Source organism: Streptomyces sp. NPDC005774 (assembly GCF_042871645.1).
GTDB classification, from domain to species: Bacteria; Actinomycetota; Actinomycetes; order Streptomycetales; family Streptomycetaceae; genus Streptomyces; species Streptomyces pratens.
The window spans coordinates 80,039-98,553 of record NZ_JBIAIV010000004.1 but is presented as its reverse complement, the minus strand read 5'-3'; the positions used below and the strand labels follow the sequence as shown (position 1 = coordinate 98,553).

The following is an 18,515-nucleotide window of genomic DNA, read 5'->3' as shown; positions in this document are numbered from 1 at the left end:
ATGTCGCAGATGCCCCAGCAAGCCGCTCTGTCGAAATGCCCGAGCTGCGAGGAACCCCTCGAACCGGGTGATCGATTCTGCGGTGCGTGCGGATACGACCTGTCGGCCGTCCCGGCACCGCCGGTGGACCATCCGACGATCACCATGAACACCGGGAACGCCATGAACACCGGGAACGCAGGGAAGGCCGGGAACGGCGCGGTGCCGTCGCCGAGTCCGGCGGAGCGCGGGGCACCCCCGCCCCCACCCCCGGTCGCACCCCCGGCGCCCCCGGCGGCTCGTCCGGCGTCGGCGCCGATGCCGACCGAGCCGGACTGGCCCGGCGTCCGCCCGGACAGTTCCGGCGTGTCCGCCCCGACGCACCGGCCCGCGGACCTGGCGGGCACCGACTCGGCCGGCCTCCCACTGACCGGCCACCCCCGCTCCCACCCCCACCCCCACCCCCATTCCCAGCACTCCGCGCCCGTGCCACCGCCCCCGCCCGCTGCGCCCCCCGCCACGGCTCCGGCCGCCGGGGCGCCCCGGTCCTCCGGCGTGCGCTTCGACCGCCCGGCCCAGCCGGTCGCCGCCCCGATCGCCGACCCGGTCCCGCAGCCGCGCGCCCAGCAGGTCCCTCGGCCGGGCGCGCAGCCCGTCGCCGGTCCGGGCACGCAACCCGAGGAGTACCCGCTGCAGGCCCCGGACCCGCGCGTGGCCGCCGAGCAGGGCGGCGAGCAGGGCTCGGCCGCCCCGGGCAGCACCGTGTGCGTGGCCTGTCGTGCGGGCAGGGTGGACGACGACGGCTACTGCGAGAACTGCGGCCACGCCCAGCCACGCGAACGGGACCACATGGAACAGGAATGCGGCCCGCTGGCCGCGGTCAGCGACCGCGGCCTGCGCCACCACCGCAACGAGGACTCCTTCGGCATCGGCACCACCACGCTGCCCGACGGCTCCCCCGCCTCCGTCGCGATCGTCTGCGACGGCGTCTCCTCCGCGACCCGGCCCGACGAGGCCTCGCTGGCCGCGGCCCGGGTGGCGAGCGCGTCGCTGCTCGCGGCCCTGCCGCGCGGCACGCACCCGCAGCAGGCGATGCACGAGGCGATCATCGCCGCGTCGGACGCGGTCAACGCGCTGGCCGACGAGCCCGAGACGGAACGGGAGCGCGCCCCGCACCAGAACTCCCCGGCCTGCACCTTCGTCGGCGCCGTGGTGACGGACGGTCTGCTGGTCGTCGGCTGGGTCGGCGACAGCCGCGTGTACTGGGTCCCGGTGGACCGCGCCGCCCCCCCGGCCCGGCTCACCGAGGACGACTCGTGGGCCGCGCAGATGGTCGCCGCGGGCCTGATGGGCGAGGCCGAGGCGTACGCCGACCAGCGCGCCCACGCGATCACCGGCTGGCTCGGCGCCGACGCCTACGAACTCGATCCGCACACCGCGTCGTTCAAGCCGGACCGGCCCGGAGTCGTCGTGGTCTGCACGGACGGGCTGTGGAACTACGCGGAGTCGGTCGAGGAGATGGCCCGGGCCGTTCCCGTCGACGCCGCCGTCCGCCCGCTGCACGGTGCGCGGGTCCTGCTCGGACACGCCCTCGACGGCGGGGGCCACGACAACGTAACAGTGGCCCTCGTGCCGTTCCCGGCCGTGCCGTAGGGGGCAGGATCGGCCTGAGGCCGCGTACGGCAGGCCCTTGACGGGGAAGGTACAGGGAAAGCCGCAGGGAACCGTAGGGGAGCTGCGGACAAGCACCGGCGAACCGGAGGGGACCGGTCCGCCTTCTGTCGTCGCCCCGTTCGTCGGGGTTCTCCAGGGGGAGAGAAGCAGGCATGGCCAATTTCGCGAAGTCGAACGTGCCGCAGTTCTCGGTGGACGTGTACCAGAACGAGTATCTGCCGGAGGGCGGCCGCGAGGTCAACGCCATCGTCACCGTGACCGCGACCGGCGGCGGCACCGTCGGCAGCACGGTGGCGGCACCCCACCTCTACACGCCGGGTGAGGGGCCGTCGGCGGCCGTGGTCCTCATGGTCGACTGCTCCGGCTCGATGGACTATCCGCCGACGAAGATGCGCAACGCCCGCGACGCCACGGCCGCCGCGATCGACGCCCTGCGCGACGGCGTGCACTTCGCGGTGGTCGGCGGCACACATGTCGCCAAGGAGGTCTATCCCGGCGCCGGGCGGCTCGCGGTCGCCGACGCCGCCACCCGTGAGCAGGCCAAGCGGTCGCTGCGCACGCTGAACGCGGGCGGGGGCACGGCCATCGGCACCTGGCTCAAGTTGGCCGACCGGCTGCTGGCGTCGGCGGACGTGGCGATCCGGCACGGCATCCTGCTCACCGACGGACGCAACGAGCACGAGTCGCCCGAGGACCTGAAGGCGGCCCTGGAGGCGTGCGCCGGACGGTTCACCTGCGACGCCCGTGGCGTGGGCACCGACTGGGACGTGAAAGAAGTCACAGCGATCGCCTCCGGCCTCCTCGGCAGCGCCGACATCGTCGCCGATCCGGCCGGACTCGCCGACGACTTCACACGGATGATGGAAACGGCGATGGGCAAGGAGGTCGCGGACGTCGCTCTGCGGCTCTGGACCCCGCTGGGCGCGGCCGTGAGATTCGTCAAACAGGTCGCGCCGACGGTCGAGGAGCTGACCGGGCGGCGCACCGAGGCCGGCCCCCGCGCGGGCGACTACCCGCTGGGTTCCTGGGGCGACGAGTCCCGTGACTACCACGTCTGCGTCGAGGTTCCGGCCGCGGACGTGGGGCGGGAGATGCTCGCCGCCCGGCTCTCGCTGATCATCCCGCAGCCCGCCGGCGCCTCGGCCGGGAGCGGCGCGGAGGGCGTCCAGAAGCTCGGCGCGCAGGGTCTGGTACGAGCCGTGTGGACGGACGACATGGCCTCTTCGACGTCCATCAACCCCCAAGTCGCCCATTACACCGGACAGGCCGAACTGGCCCAAGTCATCCAACAGGGCCTTGATTTGCGCAAAGCGGGTGATTTCGACGGAGCAACATCCAAACTGGGCCGGGCCGTCCAGCTCGCGAGTGTCTCCGGCAACGCCGATACTGCGAAACTGCTTGCGAAGGTGGTGGACGTGGTCGACGCCGCGACCGGTACTGTGCGACTGAAAGCGAGGGTCGAGGAGGCCGACGAGATGACACTCGAAACCCGGTCCACCAAGACTGTTCGTGTAAAGAAGTGAACGCGAGTTGAACGAGCCCGGCCTCGAGCCGGAGAACTTCGGTCGGAAGCGACCGGACAAGGAGAGGGGGAAGCGCCGACATGCCGACCTGCCCGAACGGACACCAGTCGGGTTCCGAGGACTGGTGCGAGGTGTGCGGCCACCGCATGGCGGGGTCCGTGCCGCCGCCCCCTCCTCCCCCTCCCCCCGGCGGTGGCTACGGATTCCCGCCCCCGGGCGGCCAGAACGGTCCCGGCGGCCCCGGTGGATACGGAGGCCCCGGGGGCCCGAACGGTCCCGGTGGTCCCGGCGGTCCCGGCGGCAGAGCGGAGCTGTGCCCGCAGTGCCGCACGCCCCGTGAGGGCGCCGCGCCGTTCTGCGAAGAATGCCGGTGGAACTTCCTGACGAACACGGCGACCTCGTACACCCCGGCAGCCCCGCGCCCCGGCGGTCCCGGCGGTCCCGGCCCGGGTGGGCCCGGACCCGGCGGCTCCGGACCCGGTGGCTCCGGACCCGGTGGCCAGGGTGGTCACGGCGGATACCAGCAGCAGCCCCCGCCCGGCCCGCCGTACGGCGGTGGCAACGGTGGTGACTCCTACGACTACCAGGGCTCCCGTCCGTCACAGGTGAACCGGCCGGCCGAGCCGATCCCGCCGGGCCCGCCCGGCTTCGGCGGCGACCCCTCGCGCCCGGTACCGCCACCGCCCGGACCGGGCGGATACGGAGGCCCCGGTGGGCCCGGTGGCCCGAACGGTCCTGGTGGCCCCGGTGGTCCGCACGGCGGACCGGGTGGTCAGGGCGGTCAGGGCGGATACGGAGGCCCCGGTGGCCCGAACGGTCCTGGTGCTCCGCAGGCGTACCGGTCCGGTCCGCCGGCCCCGCCCGGATTCCCGCAGGAGACCGGCCGGCCTCCGCAGCAGGGTGGTCCCGCCTTCGGCGGCGACGACGACTGGGTCATCCCTCCGCCGTCCGGCGGTCCCGGTGGCGGCCAGGGCGGTCCGAACGGCCCCGGTCAGCACGGACAGGGGCAGCACGGGCAGGGGCAGCACGGGCAGGGGCAGCACGGGCAGGGGCAGCACGGGCAGGGGCAGCACGGGCAGGGGCAGCACGGTGGTTACGGCTACCCGCCACCCGGCGCGACCCAGGCGCCGCCCGGTCCCGGCGGCTTCCCGCAGCAGCCCCAGTCCCCGGTGACCTGGACCGCGACGATCGGTCCGGACCGCGATTACTTCATGGCGATGATGCACCGCTCCGGCCCCGAGGCCACGGGCCTGAACCTGCCCGCGTACTCGCCCGAGCAGCAGCGCGCCCTGACCGGCAACCAGCTCACGATCGGCCGTCGGCGCCACTCCACCGGTGACACCCCCGACATCGACCTGTCGACACCGCCGGAGGACCCGGGCGTCTCGCACCAGCACGCGGTGCTGGTGCAGCAGCCGGACGGCAGCTGGGCGGTCGTCGACCAGAACTCGACGAACGGCACGACGGTCAACGGTTCGGAGGAACCGATTCAGCCGTTCGTCCCGGTCCCGCTCCAGGACGGCGACCGCGTCCACGTGGGCGCCTGGACGACGATCACCATCCACCGCGGCTGAGCCGGGGAAATCCCGGCCGGCGGCACGTTCGGGACTCAAGGCTCAGAGCTTCAGGGCTCAGGGCTTCAGGGCTCAGGGCTTCAGGAGGGCAGCACCCATCGGTGCGGCCCTCCTGGGTCGTCCAGCCACGCCCAGCACCGGTCCTCGCCGACCGTCAGGCCGTAGCGCTCGCGCCGCGGCCGTCCCTCGCGCCGCCACACCTCGTACGCCTCCCCGGCCCCGATGCTGCCCGCGGTCAGCGCCAGCAGGAACCGGAACCGGTCGCTGCCCCTGGCCCGGCGCGGCACGTCGGCGAGGTCGGCGAGGTCGGCCCCGGCGGCCCGTACCGCCCGCGACCGGTTCGCGCCGCGCAGGGGCACGAAGTAGGCGGGCGTGTGCAGGAACCGGCCCTCGGCGTGCCCCGGGCCGTGCACGGTGAGGGCGATCAGGCCGGTGGCGAACGGGGCGAGGACGCGGGCGCCCGGCCGGCACTGGGCGAGCCAGGCGCCGGGCACGGACGGCAGTGTGCAGGTCACGATGATCCGGTCGTAGGGGGCGCGTGCGGGCACCCCGCACGCACCGTCGCCGGTGACGACCACCGGGTGGTGTCCGGCGGCGTCCAGGTGCCGACGGGCCGACTCGGTGATCTCCGGGTCGAGGTCGACGGTGGTGACCAGGTCGTCGTCACCGAGCCGGTGGGCGAGCAGGGCGGCGTTGTAGCCGCTGCCGGTGCCGATCTCCAGGACCCGGTCGCCGTCGCGGACGCCCAGTCCGACGAGCATCACCGCCATGAGGGACGGCTGGCTGCTGGAGGAGAGCAGCTCGCCGTCGCGCATCCGGATGGCCAGCGGGACGTCCTCGTACGCGCCGCGCAGCCAGGCTTCGCCCGCCCGGGGGTCGGCGCTCTCGCCCCACCGCCGCTCGTAGCCGCCGACGGCGCCCACGTAGTAGTACGGCACGAACAGATGACGCGGGACGGCCTCGAAGGCCTCCCGCCACACCGGGTCGGCGTCGAACGCCCCGCTCTCGGCGATCTCGCGCACCAGCGCCGCCCGCGCCGAGCCGGCGAGGTCGTCCAGGTCCCGCTGAGCAGCATGCCCACCCATGCCTCCACAGTACGAGCACCGGCACCGGCACCGGCACGGGGGCGGGGGCGGGGCGGGACCCGGAGCCTGACCCGGGACGGGCCCCTGAACGGGGACCAAAGGGCAGAACGGCGGGACCTGGGGCTTGAGGCCTATGCCGCCCCGTCTGAGACCATGGACGGGTGACAGAGATTCGGCGCGGCACGCTTCAGGAGCAGACGTTCTACGAGCAGGTCGGCGGGGAGGAGACCTTCCGCCGGCTCGTCCACCGTTTCTACGAGGGCGTGGCCGGGGACCCACTGCTGCGCCCCATGTACCCGGAGGAGGACCTCGGGCCGGCCGAGGAGCGGTTCACGCTGTTCCTGATCCAGTACTGGGGCGGTCCGAGCACGTACAGCCAGAACCGGGGCCATCCGCGGCTGCGGATGCGGCACGTGCCGTTCAAGGTCGACCAGGCCGCGCACGACGCCTGGCTGAGGCACATGCGCGACGCCATCGACGAACTCGGCCTGTCCGAGGAGCACGAGCAGACGCTGTGGAAGTACATGACGTACGCGGCGGCCTCGATGATCAACTCCCCGGGCTGAGCCACCCTCCGGGCCGAGCCCTCTGCGGACCGGGACATACCGGGGCACGCCGGGGGCACACCGGCGTTCAGCGCACGCTGAGCCCCAGTGCCCCGGCCGTTCCCGCCCGACGCAGGGCGATCGACCCGTACGGCGTCCGCAGCCGGAGCCATGCGCCCGAGGCGAGCAGCACCGGCTCGCCGGGGTCGCCGTCCGCGCCGGCGGACGTGGCCGCCGCCCGCAGGAACCCCAGCGACTGGGCCGCGTGCACGGCCCGCACCGGAAGGTCGGTGCGGGCGACCGTGCGGGACCAGATCTCCCGCCCGATCCGGTCGAGTTCGGCCCGGGTACGCGACTCGGGCGTCAACTCGCCCGTACGCGCCTTGAATTCGGCGACCGCGGCGGCGACGAGCGCCCGCAGGGAGTCCGGTGCCGGCAGCCCGGGTTCGGCCTGCCAGCCCCTGCGCGGAGGCAGCATCCCGGCCCACGGCGGCCCGGTCACCGCGCCCGGCACGGCGGCGGTGACAGCGGTCTCGTCCACCGACTCCAGCAGTTCACCGGCGGACACCGTCACGTCCAGGGTGACGTCGATACCGTCCTCGTACGGCTTGGCCAGCCGCACGGTGCGGACGGCCAGCACCTCGAAGGAGGGCGGCCGGCCGAACACGGCGAGTGCGGTGCCCGACGCCTGGAGGCGCACCGCGGCCCCACGGTCGTAGTGGAGCAGCCGGGAGAGGAAGGCCGCGAGGTCCGCGGCCTCCCTCTCGTCGGCGAGATGGAGCACCGTCATGCCGCGACGGCCTCCTCCTGATCGGTGTCGGCAGCGTCACTCCCGCTGTCGCCGTCGTCCGTGTACTCCTGGAGGAAGTCCCGCTCCTCCTGGGTGAGCCGGCGCGGACGCTGCGCCTCGAAGTCGAACGGCACGATCACCGTGGAGGCCCGGACGTAGACCTGGTCGCCGTCCTTCACCTCGTAGGTGAGGGTGAAGGACGCCGCCCGGATCTGCGTGACCCACAGCTCGATGTCCACGGGCGCGTGCCGGTGCACGAGCTGCCGCTTGTAGTCGATCTCGTGGCGGGCCACCACGGACCCCTGCTGGAAGTCCTTGTCCGGGCGGAACAGGAAGTCGATACGGGCTTCCTCCAGGTACCGGAGGAAGACCACGTTGTTGACGTGGCCGTACGCGTCCATGTCCGCCCAGCGCAGCGGGCAGCGGTAGATGTGCCGCAAGAGATCAGCCCCGGGTCAGCTTCTTGTAGGTGGCGCGGTGCGGACGTGTGGCGTCCGCCCCGAGCCGCTCGATCTTGTTCTTCTCGTACGAGTCGAAGTTGCCCTCGAACCAGAACCACTTGGACTCGCCCTCGTAGGCGAGGATGTGGGTGGCGACGCGGTCCAGGAACCACCGGTCGTGGGAGATGACCACGGCGCACCCGGGGAACTCCAGCAGCGCGTTCTCCAGGCTGCTGAGGGTCTCGACGTCGAGGTCGTTGGTCGGTTCGTCGAGGAGCAGCAGGTTGCCGCCCTGCTTGAGGGTGAGCGCGAGGTTCAGCCGGTTGCGCTCACCGCCGGAGAGGACACCGGCCGGCTTCTGCTGGTCCGGTCCCTTGAAGCCGAAGGCGGAGACGTACGCCCGCGAGGGCATCTCGACCTGGCCCACGTTGATGTAGTCGAGCTCGTCCGACACGACCGCCCAGAGCGTCTTCTTGGGGTCGATGTTGGCGCGGTTCTGGTCGACGTAAGAGATCTTGACGGTGTCGCCGACCTTGATCGACCCGGAGTCGGGTTCCTCGAGGCCCTGGATCATCTTGAACAGCGTGGTCTTGCCCGCACCGTTCGGGCCGATGATGCCGACGATGCCGTTGCGCGGCAGCGTGAAGCTGAGGTCGTCGATCAGCAGCTTCTCGTCGAAGCCCTTGCTGAGGTTGTTCACATCGACGACGATGCTGCCCAGCCGCGGACCCGGCGGGATCTGGATCTCCTCGAAGTCCAGCTTCCGCATCTTGTCGGCCTCGGCGGCCATCTCCTCGTACCGGGCGAGACGGGCCTTGGACTTGGCCTGACGTCCCTTGGCGTTGGAGCGGACCCAATCGAGCTCGTCCTTGAGGCGCTTCTGCCGCTTGACGTCCCTGGCGCCCTCGACCTTGAGGCGGGTGGCCTTGGTCTCGAGGTACTTGGAGTAGTTGCCCTCGTAGCCGTGCAGGCGGCCGCGGTCGACCTCGCAGATCCACCCGGCGACGTTGTCCAGGAAGTACCGGTCGTGGGTGACGGCGACGACGGTGCCCTCGTACTTGGCGAGGTGCTGCTCGAGCCAGCTCACCGACTCGGCGTCGAGGTGGTTGGTGGGCTCGTCGAGGAGCAGCAGGTCGGGCGCCTCGAGCAGCAGCTTGCAGAGCGCGACGCGGCGCTTCTCACCACCGGAGAGGTTCGCGACGGCCCAGTCGCCGGGCGGGCAGCCCAGGGCGTCCATGGCCTGCTCGAGCTGGGCGTCGAGGTCCCAGGCGTTGGAGTGGTCGAGCTGCTCCTGCAGCTTGCCCATCTCGTCCATGAGCGCGTCGGTGTACTCGGTCGCCATCTGCTCGGCGATCTCGTTGAACCGGTCGAGCTTGCCCTTGACCTCGGCGACACCCTCCTGGACGTTCTCCAGGACGGTCTTTTCCTCGTTCAGCGGGGGCTCCTGGAGCAGGATGCCCACCGTGTAACCGGGGGTGAGGAAGGCGTCACCGTTGGACGGCTGTTCCAGCCCCGCCATGATCTTCAGAACGGTCGACTTACCGGCACCGTTCGGGCCGACGACACCGATCTTCGCCCCCGGGTAGAAGCTCAGGGTGACGTCGTCGAGGATCACCTTGTCGCCGTGCGCTTTGCGCGCCTTGCGCATGGTGTAAATGAACTCAGCCAAGAGAAACCGTCCGGCAGCTTGAAACTGGCAGTGGGCAGATACACCCCATCTTGCCGCACCGCCACCCCTAGGGGGAAACGCGTTCCACCCGGGGCCTCCGATCCGGGGCTTCGACGGCCGCGACGGTGACTCGTCCGTCACTTCTGCCACTTCCCTCACTTCCGTCACTTCCCTCACTGTCGGTCGCTACTGGTCGGTGTCGGGGGCCTGAGTCGACACAGAGGCGGCCCAGCCGGGCAGGCGGGCTGGGTCACCTTCGTTGTCAGAGCGTGCGGCTGTGGTGCGTCCGCCATCAAGGGCAACACTCTGGGGAGGGGTTTTGGGAACCAAGACGGGACTGCTGGTGTACGCCGGCAGCGACGTGCCGGAGTCGCTGCGGCGAGCAGGGGCGGCGGACCCCGACCGGACGGCCGCCATGATGCGGCGGCTCTACCCGGGCCGGAAGATCGAGGAGTGCGAGGGCTCGAACCTCGGGGACGGCGTGTACCCGCCGAAGGGGACGGTGTACGCGGCGAGCCGGCCGGGCGTGGAGGTCATCGGTGATCGGGAAGTGATGATCGACGCCCCTTCCCAGCTCCCGGAACACCTCGTGGCGGCGAGCGCCGGCCGACGGTTCGTCCTGCACGCCATGCACGCCATGCACGCCATGCACAGCGTCGTCGACTGGCTCGCGTTCGCCGTGTGGGAGGACGGGCGCCTCGTCCGCTCCCTGAGCCTGTCGCCGGACAGCGGAATCATCGAGAACATCGGCGAACCGCTCCCCTTCGAACTGCCCTACTGGGCCGGGGACCGCCCGGCGGACATCGTCCCCTGGCCCGGCGAGGAGGAAGAGCCGTACCCCCTGCCCTTTCACCCCCTGGACCTGGGCGAGGACGCGCTGCGTACGCTCTGCGGCTTCATCCAGGAGGGCCGCCCCGAGCCCGACGACGTCGACGCGGGCGCCATCGAGCTGCACGGATTCCACGTGCGGGACCCACATGGGCCCGGTCCCGCAGAGCAGGAAACGGAGCTGCGCGGAACCGTGGAAGCCATGGACCCGCCGCGCTTCTACACACTGAGCCCCGACGGTTCCCTGACCGAGCGCGACGGCCTCTGGCTCACGGCCTCTTCGTCCCGAAGCGACGTGGATGGGCGTCCGGGCCTCCGGCTCCGGGAGGACGAGGTACAAGCGAAGGAACGAAGCCGAGCGGACGAGCAATGTCCTGAAGGACTTCCGGGCCGTGGTCACGAGGTTCGATGAGCACGGACGCGAGCTCGATCCGGTCAAAGACCGGCCGAATGGCTCGAGAACCAGGTGGCGTACCGATTACGCATCCGGTCCCGTTCTTCCGTCGCGGTGAGGAAGACATCGGCGCCGCCGTCGTAGGGGTGATGGATGCGCTGGAGCCGGGTGTCGGTGATCAGGACATCCGCCACCTTGTCGTCGGCGACGTCGCGCAGCAGATCGTCGACGCAGCCTCGCCGCCAGGGCCGTCTGACGGTGAAGAGGTGGCGGTGAGTGCGGAACTCCGGGTCCGGGTCGCCCGCCACCAGCAGGCTTTGCCAGTAGCCGGCGCCGCGGTGCACGCCTTGCCGAATGGCCGACATAGAAAGCTATAGTGCTAGGCAACTAGGTAAATGGAGGAACCGGTGATTGAGTTCCACCTGAACGGCCGGTCCGGCCTGCCCCCGTACCAGCAGCTGGTCCAGCAGGTGCGGCATGCACTGCGCCTGGGCCTGCTGAAGGAGGGGGACAGACTGCCGACGGTCAAGGATGTGGCGAAGCAGATGGCGATCAACCCGAACACGGTGCTCAAGGCGTACCGGGAGCTGGAGCACGACGGTCTGGTGGCCGCCCGTCCCGGCGTCGGGACGTTCGTGACCCGGACGCTGGCCGACGGCACGCTCGCCGCGCACGGACCGCTGCGCAAGGACCTGCAGCGCTGGCTGACCAAAGCTCGCCTGGCCGGGCTCGACGAGGAGAGCATCGAGGCGCTGTTCGTGAACACGTTTCGTGACGCCGCCGGAAAGGACGCAGCGTGAGCGCTGTCTTGCGAGCGCAGGGCCTGGGCAAGAGGTACAAGCGGCGCTGGGCGCTGCAGAACTGTGACCTGGACGTCCCCGCCGGCCGGGTGGTCGGCCTGGTCGGCCCCAACGGCGCCGGCAAGTCGACCTTATTGAACTTGGCCTCCGGCATGCTGACCCCGACGGCCGGCACCATCGAGGTGTGCGGCGGCCGTCCTGCCGAGAGTGTGGAACAGCTGTCCAAGGTCGGCTTCGTCGCCCAGGACACCCCGACCTACGCCGCGCTGAGCGTCGCCGACCACCTCGACTTCGGTAAGCGCCTCAACCCGAACTGGGACGACGCCGTGGCGCGCGACCGGATCCGTCGCCTCGCTCTGGACCCTAAGCAGCGGGCCGGCAAGCTGTCCGGCGGCCAGCGCGCGCAGCTCGCTCTCACCCTGGGCATCGCCAAGCGCCCGGAACTGCTCATCCTGGACGAGCCGGTCGCGGCCCTGGACCCGCTCGCCCGACGGGAGTTCATGCAGGACCTGATGGAGGCCGTCGCCGAGCACGAGCTGAGCGTCGTGCTCTCCTCCCACCTGGTCTCCGACGTGGAGCGGACCTGCGACTACGTCATCGTCCTGGTCGACTCCCGAGTGCAGGCGGCCGGCGACATCGACGACCTGGTCGCCTGCCACCACCGGCTCACCGGCCCGCGCCGCGACCCGGACACGCTTCCGGCCGGTCAGCACGTCATCACCGCCAGCCACACCGACCGGCAGACCACCCTCCTGGTGCGCACCGACACCGCGGTCCACGATCCGTCCTGGACCGTCAGCCCGCTCGGTCTGGAGGACATCGTCCTGGCCTACATGACCCGGCCCGCCGATGCGGTTCGTGACACCCGACCCGCGCTGGAGGCACTCCGATGATCTGGCTGACCTGGCGCCAGTTCCGCACCCAGGCCACCGTGATGTTTGCCGCGGTGGCCGCCTTCGCCGCCACGCTCGCGGTCACCGGCCCACAGCTGGCCGACCTCTACCGAGCTGCCGGCAGCAGCCTGGTGGACCACGTCTCCAGTTCGGACCAGACCTTCTACTACGCCGGACTGCTGGTCGTGCTCGCCGTGCCGGCGGTCATCGGGATGTTCTGGGGCGCGCCGCTGATCGCCCATGAACTGGAGACCGGCACCCACTACCTTGCGTGGAACCAGGGCGTCACCCGCACACGCTGGCTGGCGACCAAGCTGGGCCTTGGTGCGGCGATCGCCATGACCGCTGCCGGGCTGGCCGCGCTCGCAGTGAGCTGGTGGAGCAGCCCCATCGACCGGGCTGTCAACGGCGGTGGCGCGACGGACACGTACTTCCCGCGGCTCGACCCCGTGGCCTTCGCCGCACGGGGTGTCGTTCCCATGGCCCATGCCGCCTTCGCCTTCGTCCTGGGCGTCGCCCTCGGCCTCGTCATCCGCCGCACCCTGCCCGCGATGGCCACCACGCTCGCCGTCTACGGCGCTGTACAGATCGTCGTGCCGTTGTGGATCCGGCCCCACCTGGCCTCTCCGGACCGGACCACCGTACCGATCGATCCCGGCGGCGCCCCCATCAGCATCCAAGAGGGCGCCAAGCAGATCGTCGTGCATCCCGAGGTGCCCGGTGCCTGGGAAACCTCCCAACAGACGCTGAACGCCGCAGGTCAGCCTTCCACCGTGCCGTCGTCCTTCGCCGACTGCCTGCACACCGAGTCGGGCCCGCCCACCCTGCAGCAATTCGACCGCTGCCTCGCCGACCTCGGCACCCTCGGCTACAAGCAGCAGGTGACGTACCAGCCCGCCGGCAACTTCTGGACCCTTCAATGGGCCGAGACCGGGCTCTACCTCGGCCTCGCCCTGGCCCTGACCGGGTTCTGCGCCTGGTGGATCCGCCGCCGACTGACCTGACAGACGCCAGTCCCACCACGGGAGCAACCGTGAGGGCAGCCGGGACCCGGCTGCCCTCACGGCGTCGACAGGATGCCCTCACCGTTCAATCGATCTCGCCGATATCGGCTGTCCCGTGGGCCCTAAGGCCGTCTTCCGCCCGGTCCTGGGCCGCCGTCTGCTGGTCGTCCGGGGGCCGGGCAGGGTGGCCGCGGCGAGGTTGGGGCGGGCGGCCATCTGCCCGGTCTGGGCGGTCGTCTGCTTCCTCTCGCTGCCCCTGGCCCTCGTCGGGCTGGTGCGGACCTGCGCCGAGTACCGGGCGTCGGCCCGCGGCCGGACGAGCAGGCCGCACGCCGTGGTCGGCGGCGTGCCGGCCCTACTGGGAGCGACGGCGGCGATCCTTCATAGGGCCTTCCTGGCCACTCATCCGGATCTTGCCCTTCAGGAGTAGCCGTTCGGCGGGCGCTTCGATCGAGTGGGTCAGCCGTCCTCGCTCTGCGCCGTTGAATCGTCGACGTTGCCGTACAGGTCGGTGTGGAGGCGTTCCTTGGCTGCTTCCAGGCGGGGGCCGTAGTCAGACGCGAAGATCTCGCTCAGCGTCTTGTCCAGCGTTCCTGAGATCGCGTGGATCGGTGACCAGACAGCTCGGTCACGCACGATCCCCTCCAGGTCGTCGGACTGAAACATCACCTGGTAGAGCCAGTCCGACAGCACGAACGCCTGGTCGCGGGTGAGCTTGATGCTCACCGTTTCGTCGTCCGCCGCGTCCCGGTCCGGCCGGCGGTTGGCACCGGCGTCGGTCAGTTGCCGCGTCCCGCCTCGCGCTGCCGGGTGATGACCAGGGCCGTTCCGCCGAGGACGACCAGGGTGATGGCGGTGCCGACGATCCAGGGGGCGGCGCTGGGGGCGCCGGTGTCGGCGAGGTTGACGTCGATGGAGCCGGCCGCCACGGGGGCGGGGGTGGGGCCGCTCAGGGTCTGGATGTCGACGCCGGTTTCGGCGGCCTTGGTCCTGCAGTCGAGCATGCCGGTGAACCGCTTCTCGAAGCCGTCCGCGCCCTGGACCGTGAAGTCGTACATCCGGTCCTCGGCCACCGGAACCGTCACCGTGCGGGTGGCGCCCGGCTCCACGGTGTACTCGCGCTCCGCCACTTCGAAGGTGAAGGGCTCGTCGTCCTGATTGGTGGTGACGACGTCGACGCCGCCCTCGGCGCAGTTCTTCCGGGCGGACATCGCCGGGATCGCGCCCTGCTCCGCCCATGTCGCGCTCGCCGTCGCGGAGACCGTCGAGGTGCTGGAGCCGGCCAGGATCTGCGTCTGGCTGCGGCTCTCGGCGGCGAACGCCCGGCCGACCGGCACCGTGGCCGAGGCCTGCGCGGCTACCTGGACCGTGCCCTCGGGCGCGTCCTCGGGTATCTCGAAGAACACCTCGGTGCCGTCCACCGCGCTGATGACCGGCAGGCCGTCCGCGTCCAGGATCCGTACTCCGCTCGTGGCGGCGTCCGCCGGCGGCGACATCGTCACGCCGCGCGCGTCCGTACGTACCGTCACCGGGCCGAGCAGCTCGCCGGGGCGTCCGGAGACGACCGGCGGGTCCAGGGTGAGCGACGCCTGCGGCTCCGCCTGGTCGCGCGCGTTCTTCTCCAGGTAGTCGGCGAGCTGCTCCGCCTGGGGGTCGACGGCGGCCACGTCCACGTCGTCGGAGTAGCGCCAGATCGCCACCTGCGTGCCGGCCGCCGCGTCCTGCTCGGTCAGCTCACCCCGGACGCCCGCCCGGTCGGCGAGTGCCGCGAGGTCGTTCACCTGGGGGTAGGAGTTCCGCAGGATCCAGTGGATCCTGCCGGCGTCCTCGTTGGCGCCCAGTGAGGTCCCGCTCCAGTCGCTCTCGTGGTACTCGGCGTCCGTCTGCGTGGGGGTGTGGATGTCGACGCAGTAGGTCTGCAGCATGCCGCCGCCTTCGACGGACATCTCGAACAGTCCTGCCGACACCTGCTGGTCCCCGGCGGCTCCGCGGATCACGGCCTCGCCGTACGTCTTCAGGCCCTCCACGGTCGCGGCCGCTCCGCCCTCACCGTGCGTCGTCCCGTCGTCGGCCACCGCCGTCCCGGCGCCGGCGAGTACACCGGCGGCGATGAATCCGGACACCAGCGTTCCGGCGGTGAGACGTCTCACCGGCCCGAGCCCACGTGCGAACGACGCAGAGAATCCAGAGGACGCAGCAAACACCGATTTCCCTTCCGAGCGGGACCCGTTGACGTGGGGGGTGGGTCCCACCAGCAGAATCACCGGCCCCAAGAACTCCGGGAGCCATGCCCGGAATCCTAAGTACGCCGCGAACCGCGTCCGCCGGTGATCACGTCGGAGGCCTGATCCGACGTGGAATCGTTATCGCCGGAGTGGGTAAGAGCAGGGCTTGTCGATGAATCACCTCGGGATCGTTCGCCATGGATGCACCGATAAGCCGCACTTCGGCCGGCTCCGCCACCGAGGGCCGGACCGGCGACATCACGTCACCATGGCTGGTTCCGGCGACGGTTGTGCGGCGGCAGGCTCGGCTGTGGTGATTACGTCGACCGCTTCGACCGCTTCCGCCACACCCACCGCACTCGCCACACCTGCCACACCTGCCACACCCGCCGCTTCGGCGGTTTCGGCCGCTTCAACCTCCTTGGCTCCCTCGCCCGGCCTGGTTTCCCACATGGGTTCCGGCCGGTCCGGGGAGGCCTGTTGGGGGTCCGTACGGCCCGCGCGGCGGAAGGCCGACGTGCCCCGGGCCAGGTCGTGACCGATCGCCACCGCGTCGAGGTCCGCCGAGGTACGGCCCTGCTGCCCCTCGCGGGTCTCCGTACGCACCTTCAACCTCCCCTGCACGATCACGGGTTCGCCCACCGACAGCGAGGCCGTGGCGTTGGTGGCGAGCTGGCGATGGGCCCACACCGTGAAGAAGTTGGTGTGTCCGTCCGCCCACATGGCCTTGTCCCGGTTCCAGTACCGCGACGTGACCGCCAGCCGGAACCTCGCCACCGGTCCGGACGCCGTCTCCCGGAACACCGGCTGTGTCGCCACGTTGCCCACCGCGCAGATCATCGTCTCGTTCATCGCGCCTGCCTCCCCCGCCCGGACACCGGCACCGGCGACCGGGCGGATACGCGTACGGGCCCGTCCCGTACGGCTGCGAGTCAGACTGCCGCCGTCGGACCGGTCCCGCTGACGCCTGTGGACCACCGCCGGTCTGTGGACAACCCCGCCACCCGTCCGTACTCCTCCCGTACCTCCCGGTACCGCAGCAGTTCCGAAGCCACCGAATCCAGGACCCGGGCGCGGCCGCACCCCGCGGCCGCCTCCCGCAACCGTTTCTCGGCCTCCAGCCCGTGCCGCCGGGCCGGTCCGCGGGCCGCCATCCGGCAGCTCCACTCGACGATCGGACCTCCGACGATGCCGATCACCATCAGCAGCACCGGCACCCCCAGGTTCGGCGACATGAACCCGACGATCTGACCCACCAGCCACAGCCCGCCGATGAACTGGATGATCGTCATGGACACCTGGGCGAGTACGGCCGCCGGCCACCACCCGGGCCGCGGCGGCCGGCCCGGCGGCAGTGCGACGCGCGCGGCGAGGTCGTCCAGCGCCTCCGGCAGCCCCTGGGAGCCCCGTACGGCCGCCTCGCGCACCGCCTGCGCCCACGGCTCGGGCAGCCCGTCCGAGGCCCGGTCGGACACCGTGCGCACCGCCTGTTCCACCCGCTGCCTGGCCGTGATCTCCTCGTCGGGCTGCGTCCGCTGCGGAAGTTTCCCGGTGGGCGGCCCGCCCCGGTCCTCGTACCAGCGCCACAGCCGCAGCCACGGGGTGCCGCACGCGCGGTTGGCGTTGCGCAGCCAGGCGCGTTCGGCGGCCTCGCCCGCCGCGGTGGCTCCCACGGCGTCCGCGAGCCGGTCCGTGAACTCCTCCCGCGCCTCCTCGCTGAGTCCGGCCCACCGGCGGTTGGCGTAGACGGGCCACAGCCGGGCCGCGGTGATGTCCACGTCCGCCGCGACACGGCGGCCGGCCGCTCCCCGCTCGGCCACGAACTGGCCGAGCGCTTCACGTAGTTCATCGACCCCGTCACCGGTGAGCGCGGACAGCGCGAGGACCGTCGTACCGGGTTCTCCGTACTCGCCCAGGGCGATGCCGTCCTCGTCGAGCAGGCGGCGCAGATCGTCCAGGACCTGTTCGGCGGCCTCCCCGGGCAGCCGGTCGATCTGGTTGAGGACGACGAACATGACCTCCGCGTGGGCCGCCATGGGCCGCAGATAGCGCTCGTGCAGCATCGCGTCGGCGTATTTCTCCGGGTCGACGACCCAGATGACGGCGTCGACCAGGTCCAGCACCCGGTCGACCTGTTGGCGGTGCTGCACGGCCGCCGAGTCGTGGTCCGGCAGATCGACGAGGACGAGTCCGCGCAGCTGCTCGTCCGCGTCCGCCGTCGCCTGCAACGGGCGCCGTCGCAATCGGGGCGGGATGCCGAGCCGTTCGATGAGACCCGCGGCGCCGTCGCTCCAACTGCACGCGATGGGCGCGGCGGTGGTCGGCCGCCGTACGCCGGTCTCCGAAATGACGGCTCCGGCGAGGACGTTGAACAGTTGCGACTTGCCGCTGCCGGTCGCGCCCGCGATGGCGACGACGGTGTGTTGCCCGGAGAGCCTGCGGCGCGCGGCGGCCTCGTCGAGGACCCGGCCCGCCCCGGCCAGCGTCCGGCTGTCGAGCCGGGCCCTGGACAGCCCCACCAGTTCGCGCAGTGCCTCCAGCCGGGACGTCAGGGACGCGTCGTACGCCAGGGAGGTCACGGAGGACACCGTCTGCGGCACGGACGCGCGGGTCTCCAGCGCGGCGTACGACTCGGCTCCGAAACCGAGACCGAACCCGGCCCCCCTCCCCGTCTCTGCCCCGGCCCCTGTCCGCGGCCTGGCCCCTCTCCCCGACCCGGTGGTCTCGCTCACCCGGCGCGCGATCAGCCCGTCGGCCCAGGATGCCTGCGTGGACGTCCTGTCCTCGGGCGCCCTGCCCTCGTCCCCCTCGTCCCCCTCGTCCCCCTCGTCCTCCCCGCCCTCCTCGTCCTCCTCATAGGCGTCGTCGTCCCTGTACTTGTCGTCCCCGTACGGGCCCTGCTCGCGCCCGCCCTGCTCCTGCCCGTCCGCCCCGCGTGCCTCCTCGGGAAGACCGGCCCCCTCGGGAAGACCGGCCCCCTCGGGAAGACCGGCCCCCTCGGGCCGCTCGGCCGACTCGGCCGTCCCGGACGCCTTTGAACCCTCAGGGCGTTCGGTGTGGTCCTGGTCCTGGTCAGTGACGGCGGTCACCGG

General features: G+C 71.6%; 17 protein-coding genes and 1 pseudogene. 9 read left to right on the top strand and 9 right to left on the bottom strand.

Going from position 1 to position 18,515, the window contains the following annotated elements; translation table 11 throughout:
• The 3 genes from ACFYQA_RS05800 to ACFYQA_RS05790 all read left to right on the top strand — a co-directional run bounded on the left by ACFYQA_RS05800 (position 1) and on the right by ACFYQA_RS05790 (position 4,750).
• Positions 1-1,632 carry a PP2C family serine/threonine-protein phosphatase gene (locus tag ACFYQA_RS05800; RefSeq protein ID WP_388912045.1) on the top strand — a complete coding sequence of 544 codons (1,632 nt, stop codon included), beginning with the start codon at positions 1-3 and terminating at the stop codon, positions 1,630-1,632.
• Positions 1,633-1,805: 173 nt separating this feature from the next.
• Positions 1,806-3,176 carry a VWA domain-containing protein gene (locus tag ACFYQA_RS05795; RefSeq protein WP_388912042.1) on the top strand — a complete coding sequence of 457 codons (1,371 nt, stop codon included), beginning with the start codon at positions 1,806-1,808 and terminating at the stop codon, positions 3,174-3,176.
• Between the two features lie 80 nt (positions 3,177-3,256).
• The gene (locus ACFYQA_RS05790) at positions 3,257-4,750 is read left to right on the top strand and encodes an FHA domain-containing protein (protein ID WP_388912040.1); all 1,494 of its coding nucleotides are present in this window, start codon (positions 3,257-3,259) and stop codon (positions 4,748-4,750) included.
• Positions 4,751-4,830: 80 nt separating this feature from the next.
• On the opposite strand, the gene ACFYQA_RS05785 is transcribed toward ACFYQA_RS05790, so the two are convergent.
• Entirely contained in the window at positions 4,831-5,835 is a 1,005-nt protein-coding gene (locus ACFYQA_RS05785; protein ID WP_388912037.1) for a methyltransferase domain-containing protein, read from the bottom strand.
• Between the two features lie 161 nt (positions 5,836-5,996).
• On the opposite strand from ACFYQA_RS05785, the gene ACFYQA_RS05780 reads away from it, so the two are divergent.
• Positions 5,997-6,401 carry a globin gene (locus tag ACFYQA_RS05780; protein WP_386393690.1) on the top strand — a complete coding sequence of 135 codons (405 nt, stop codon included), beginning with the start codon at positions 5,997-5,999 and terminating at the stop codon, positions 6,399-6,401.
• Between the two features lie 67 nt (positions 6,402-6,468).
• On the opposite strand, the gene ACFYQA_RS05775 is transcribed toward ACFYQA_RS05780, so the two are convergent.
• The 3 genes from ACFYQA_RS05775 to ettA are packed head-to-tail and all read right to left on the bottom strand — an operon-like array spanning position 6,469 to position 9,279.
• On the bottom strand, positions 6,469-7,170 hold the full coding sequence (locus ACFYQA_RS05775; RefSeq protein ID WP_388912034.1) for a hypothetical protein: 702 nt from the start codon (positions 7,168-7,170) through the stop codon (positions 6,469-6,471).
• Positions 7,167-7,610, bottom strand: coding sequence for an acyl-CoA thioesterase (locus ACFYQA_RS05770; RefSeq protein ID WP_388912031.1), 444 nt, complete (start codon positions 7,608-7,610; stop codon positions 7,167-7,169). The genes ACFYQA_RS05775 and ACFYQA_RS05770 overlap by 4 nt, the downstream gene beginning before the upstream one ends.
• A 4-nt stretch (positions 7,611-7,614) precedes the next feature.
• Positions 7,615-9,279: an energy-dependent translational throttle protein EttA gene (gene ettA / locus ACFYQA_RS05765; RefSeq protein ID WP_388912029.1), complete on the bottom strand. Its 1,665-nt coding sequence runs from the start codon at positions 9,277-9,279 to the stop codon at positions 7,615-7,617.
• A 319-nt stretch (positions 9,280-9,598) separates the two neighbouring features.
• On the opposite strand from ettA, the gene ACFYQA_RS05760 reads away from it, so the two are divergent.
• Positions 9,599-10,519, top strand: a complete 921-nt coding sequence (locus tag ACFYQA_RS05760; RefSeq protein ID WP_388912026.1) for a DUF6928 family protein — start codon at positions 9,599-9,601, stop codon at positions 10,517-10,519.
• 23 nt (positions 10,520-10,542) lie between these two features.
• On the opposite strand, the gene ACFYQA_RS05755 is transcribed toward ACFYQA_RS05760, so the two are convergent.
• Entirely contained in the window at positions 10,543-10,866 is a 324-nt protein-coding gene (locus tag ACFYQA_RS05755) for a hypothetical protein (RefSeq protein WP_388912024.1), read from the bottom strand.
• Positions 10,867-10,896: 30 nt separating this feature from the next.
• Between ACFYQA_RS05755 and ACFYQA_RS05750 the strand changes: the two genes are divergently transcribed.
• The 4 genes from ACFYQA_RS05750 (at position 10,897) to ACFYQA_RS05735 (ending at position 13,628) form a co-directional block, all read left to right on the top strand.
• Entirely contained in the window at positions 10,897-11,301 is a 405-nt protein-coding gene (locus ACFYQA_RS05750) for a GntR family transcriptional regulator (RefSeq protein WP_388912021.1), read from the top strand.
• Positions 11,298-12,194, top strand: coding sequence for an ABC transporter ATP-binding protein (locus ACFYQA_RS05745; protein ID WP_388912018.1), 897 nt, complete (start codon positions 11,298-11,300; stop codon positions 12,192-12,194). Before ACFYQA_RS05750 ends, ACFYQA_RS05745 begins: the two co-directional genes overlap by 4 nt.
• The gene (locus ACFYQA_RS05740) at positions 12,191-13,198 is read left to right on the top strand and encodes a transporter (RefSeq protein WP_388912016.1); all 1,008 of its coding nucleotides are present in this window, start codon (positions 12,191-12,193) and stop codon (positions 13,196-13,198) included. Before ACFYQA_RS05745 ends, ACFYQA_RS05740 begins: the two co-directional genes overlap by 4 nt.
• 115 nt (positions 13,199-13,313) lie before the next feature.
• A complete protein-coding gene (locus ACFYQA_RS05735) occupies positions 13,314-13,628 on the top strand; it encodes a hypothetical protein (RefSeq protein WP_388912013.1) in 315 nt (104 codons plus the stop codon).
• A gap of 29 nt (positions 13,629-13,657) precedes the next feature.
• On the opposite strand, the gene ACFYQA_RS05730 is transcribed toward ACFYQA_RS05735, so the two are convergent.
• From ACFYQA_RS05730 to ACFYQA_RS05715, 4 genes and pseudogenes are all read right to left on the bottom strand, one after another.
• Positions 13,658-13,924, bottom strand: a complete 267-nt coding sequence (locus tag ACFYQA_RS05730; protein ID WP_388912010.1) for a hypothetical protein — start codon at positions 13,922-13,924, stop codon at positions 13,658-13,660.
• Between the two features lie 53 nt (positions 13,925-13,977).
• Positions 13,978-15,348: a Cys-Gln thioester bond-forming surface protein gene (locus ACFYQA_RS05725; RefSeq protein WP_388912007.1), complete on the bottom strand. Its 1,371-nt coding sequence runs from the start codon at positions 15,346-15,348 to the stop codon at positions 13,978-13,980.
• 456 nt (positions 15,349-15,804) lie between these two features.
• Positions 15,805-16,275 (bottom strand): annotated as a pseudogene (locus ACFYQA_RS05720) (single-stranded DNA-binding protein); the annotation flags it as partial.
• Between the two features lie 80 nt (positions 16,276-16,355).
• Complete coding sequence (locus tag ACFYQA_RS05715; protein ID WP_388912004.1) at positions 16,356-18,512, bottom strand: YfjP family GTPase; 2,157 nt, start codon at positions 18,510-18,512, stop codon at positions 16,356-16,358.
• Between the last annotated feature and the right edge of the window lie 3 nt (positions 18,513-18,515).

Bases quoted from the DNA above. Each gene is read 5' to 3' on its own strand.
- ACFYQA_RS05775 (WP_388912034.1), bottom strand. From the start codon at position 7,170: ATGACGGTGCTCCATCTCGCCGACGAGAGGGAGGCCGCGGACCTCGCG.
- ACFYQA_RS05785 (WP_388912037.1), bottom strand. From the start codon at position 5,835: ATGGGTGGGCATGCTGCTCAGCGGGACCTGGACGACCTCGCCGGCTCG.
- ACFYQA_RS05750 (WP_388912021.1), top strand. From the start codon at position 10,897: ATGGAGGAACCGGTGATTGAGTTCCACCTGAACGGCCGGTCCGGCCTG.
- ACFYQA_RS05755 (WP_388912024.1), bottom strand. From the start codon at position 10,866: ATGTCGGCCATTCGGCAAGGCGTGCACCGCGGCGCCGGCTACTGGCAA.
- ACFYQA_RS05800 (WP_388912045.1), top strand. From the start codon at position 1: ATGTCGCAGATGCCCCAGCAAGCCGCTCTGTCGAAATGCCCGAGCTGC.
- ACFYQA_RS05740 (WP_388912016.1), top strand. From the start codon at position 12,191: ATGATCTGGCTGACCTGGCGCCAGTTCCGCACCCAGGCCACCGTGATG.
- ACFYQA_RS05795 (WP_388912042.1), top strand. From the start codon at position 1,806: ATGGCCAATTTCGCGAAGTCGAACGTGCCGCAGTTCTCGGTGGACGTG.
- ACFYQA_RS05790 (WP_388912040.1), top strand. From the start codon at position 3,257: ATGCCGACCTGCCCGAACGGACACCAGTCGGGTTCCGAGGACTGGTGC.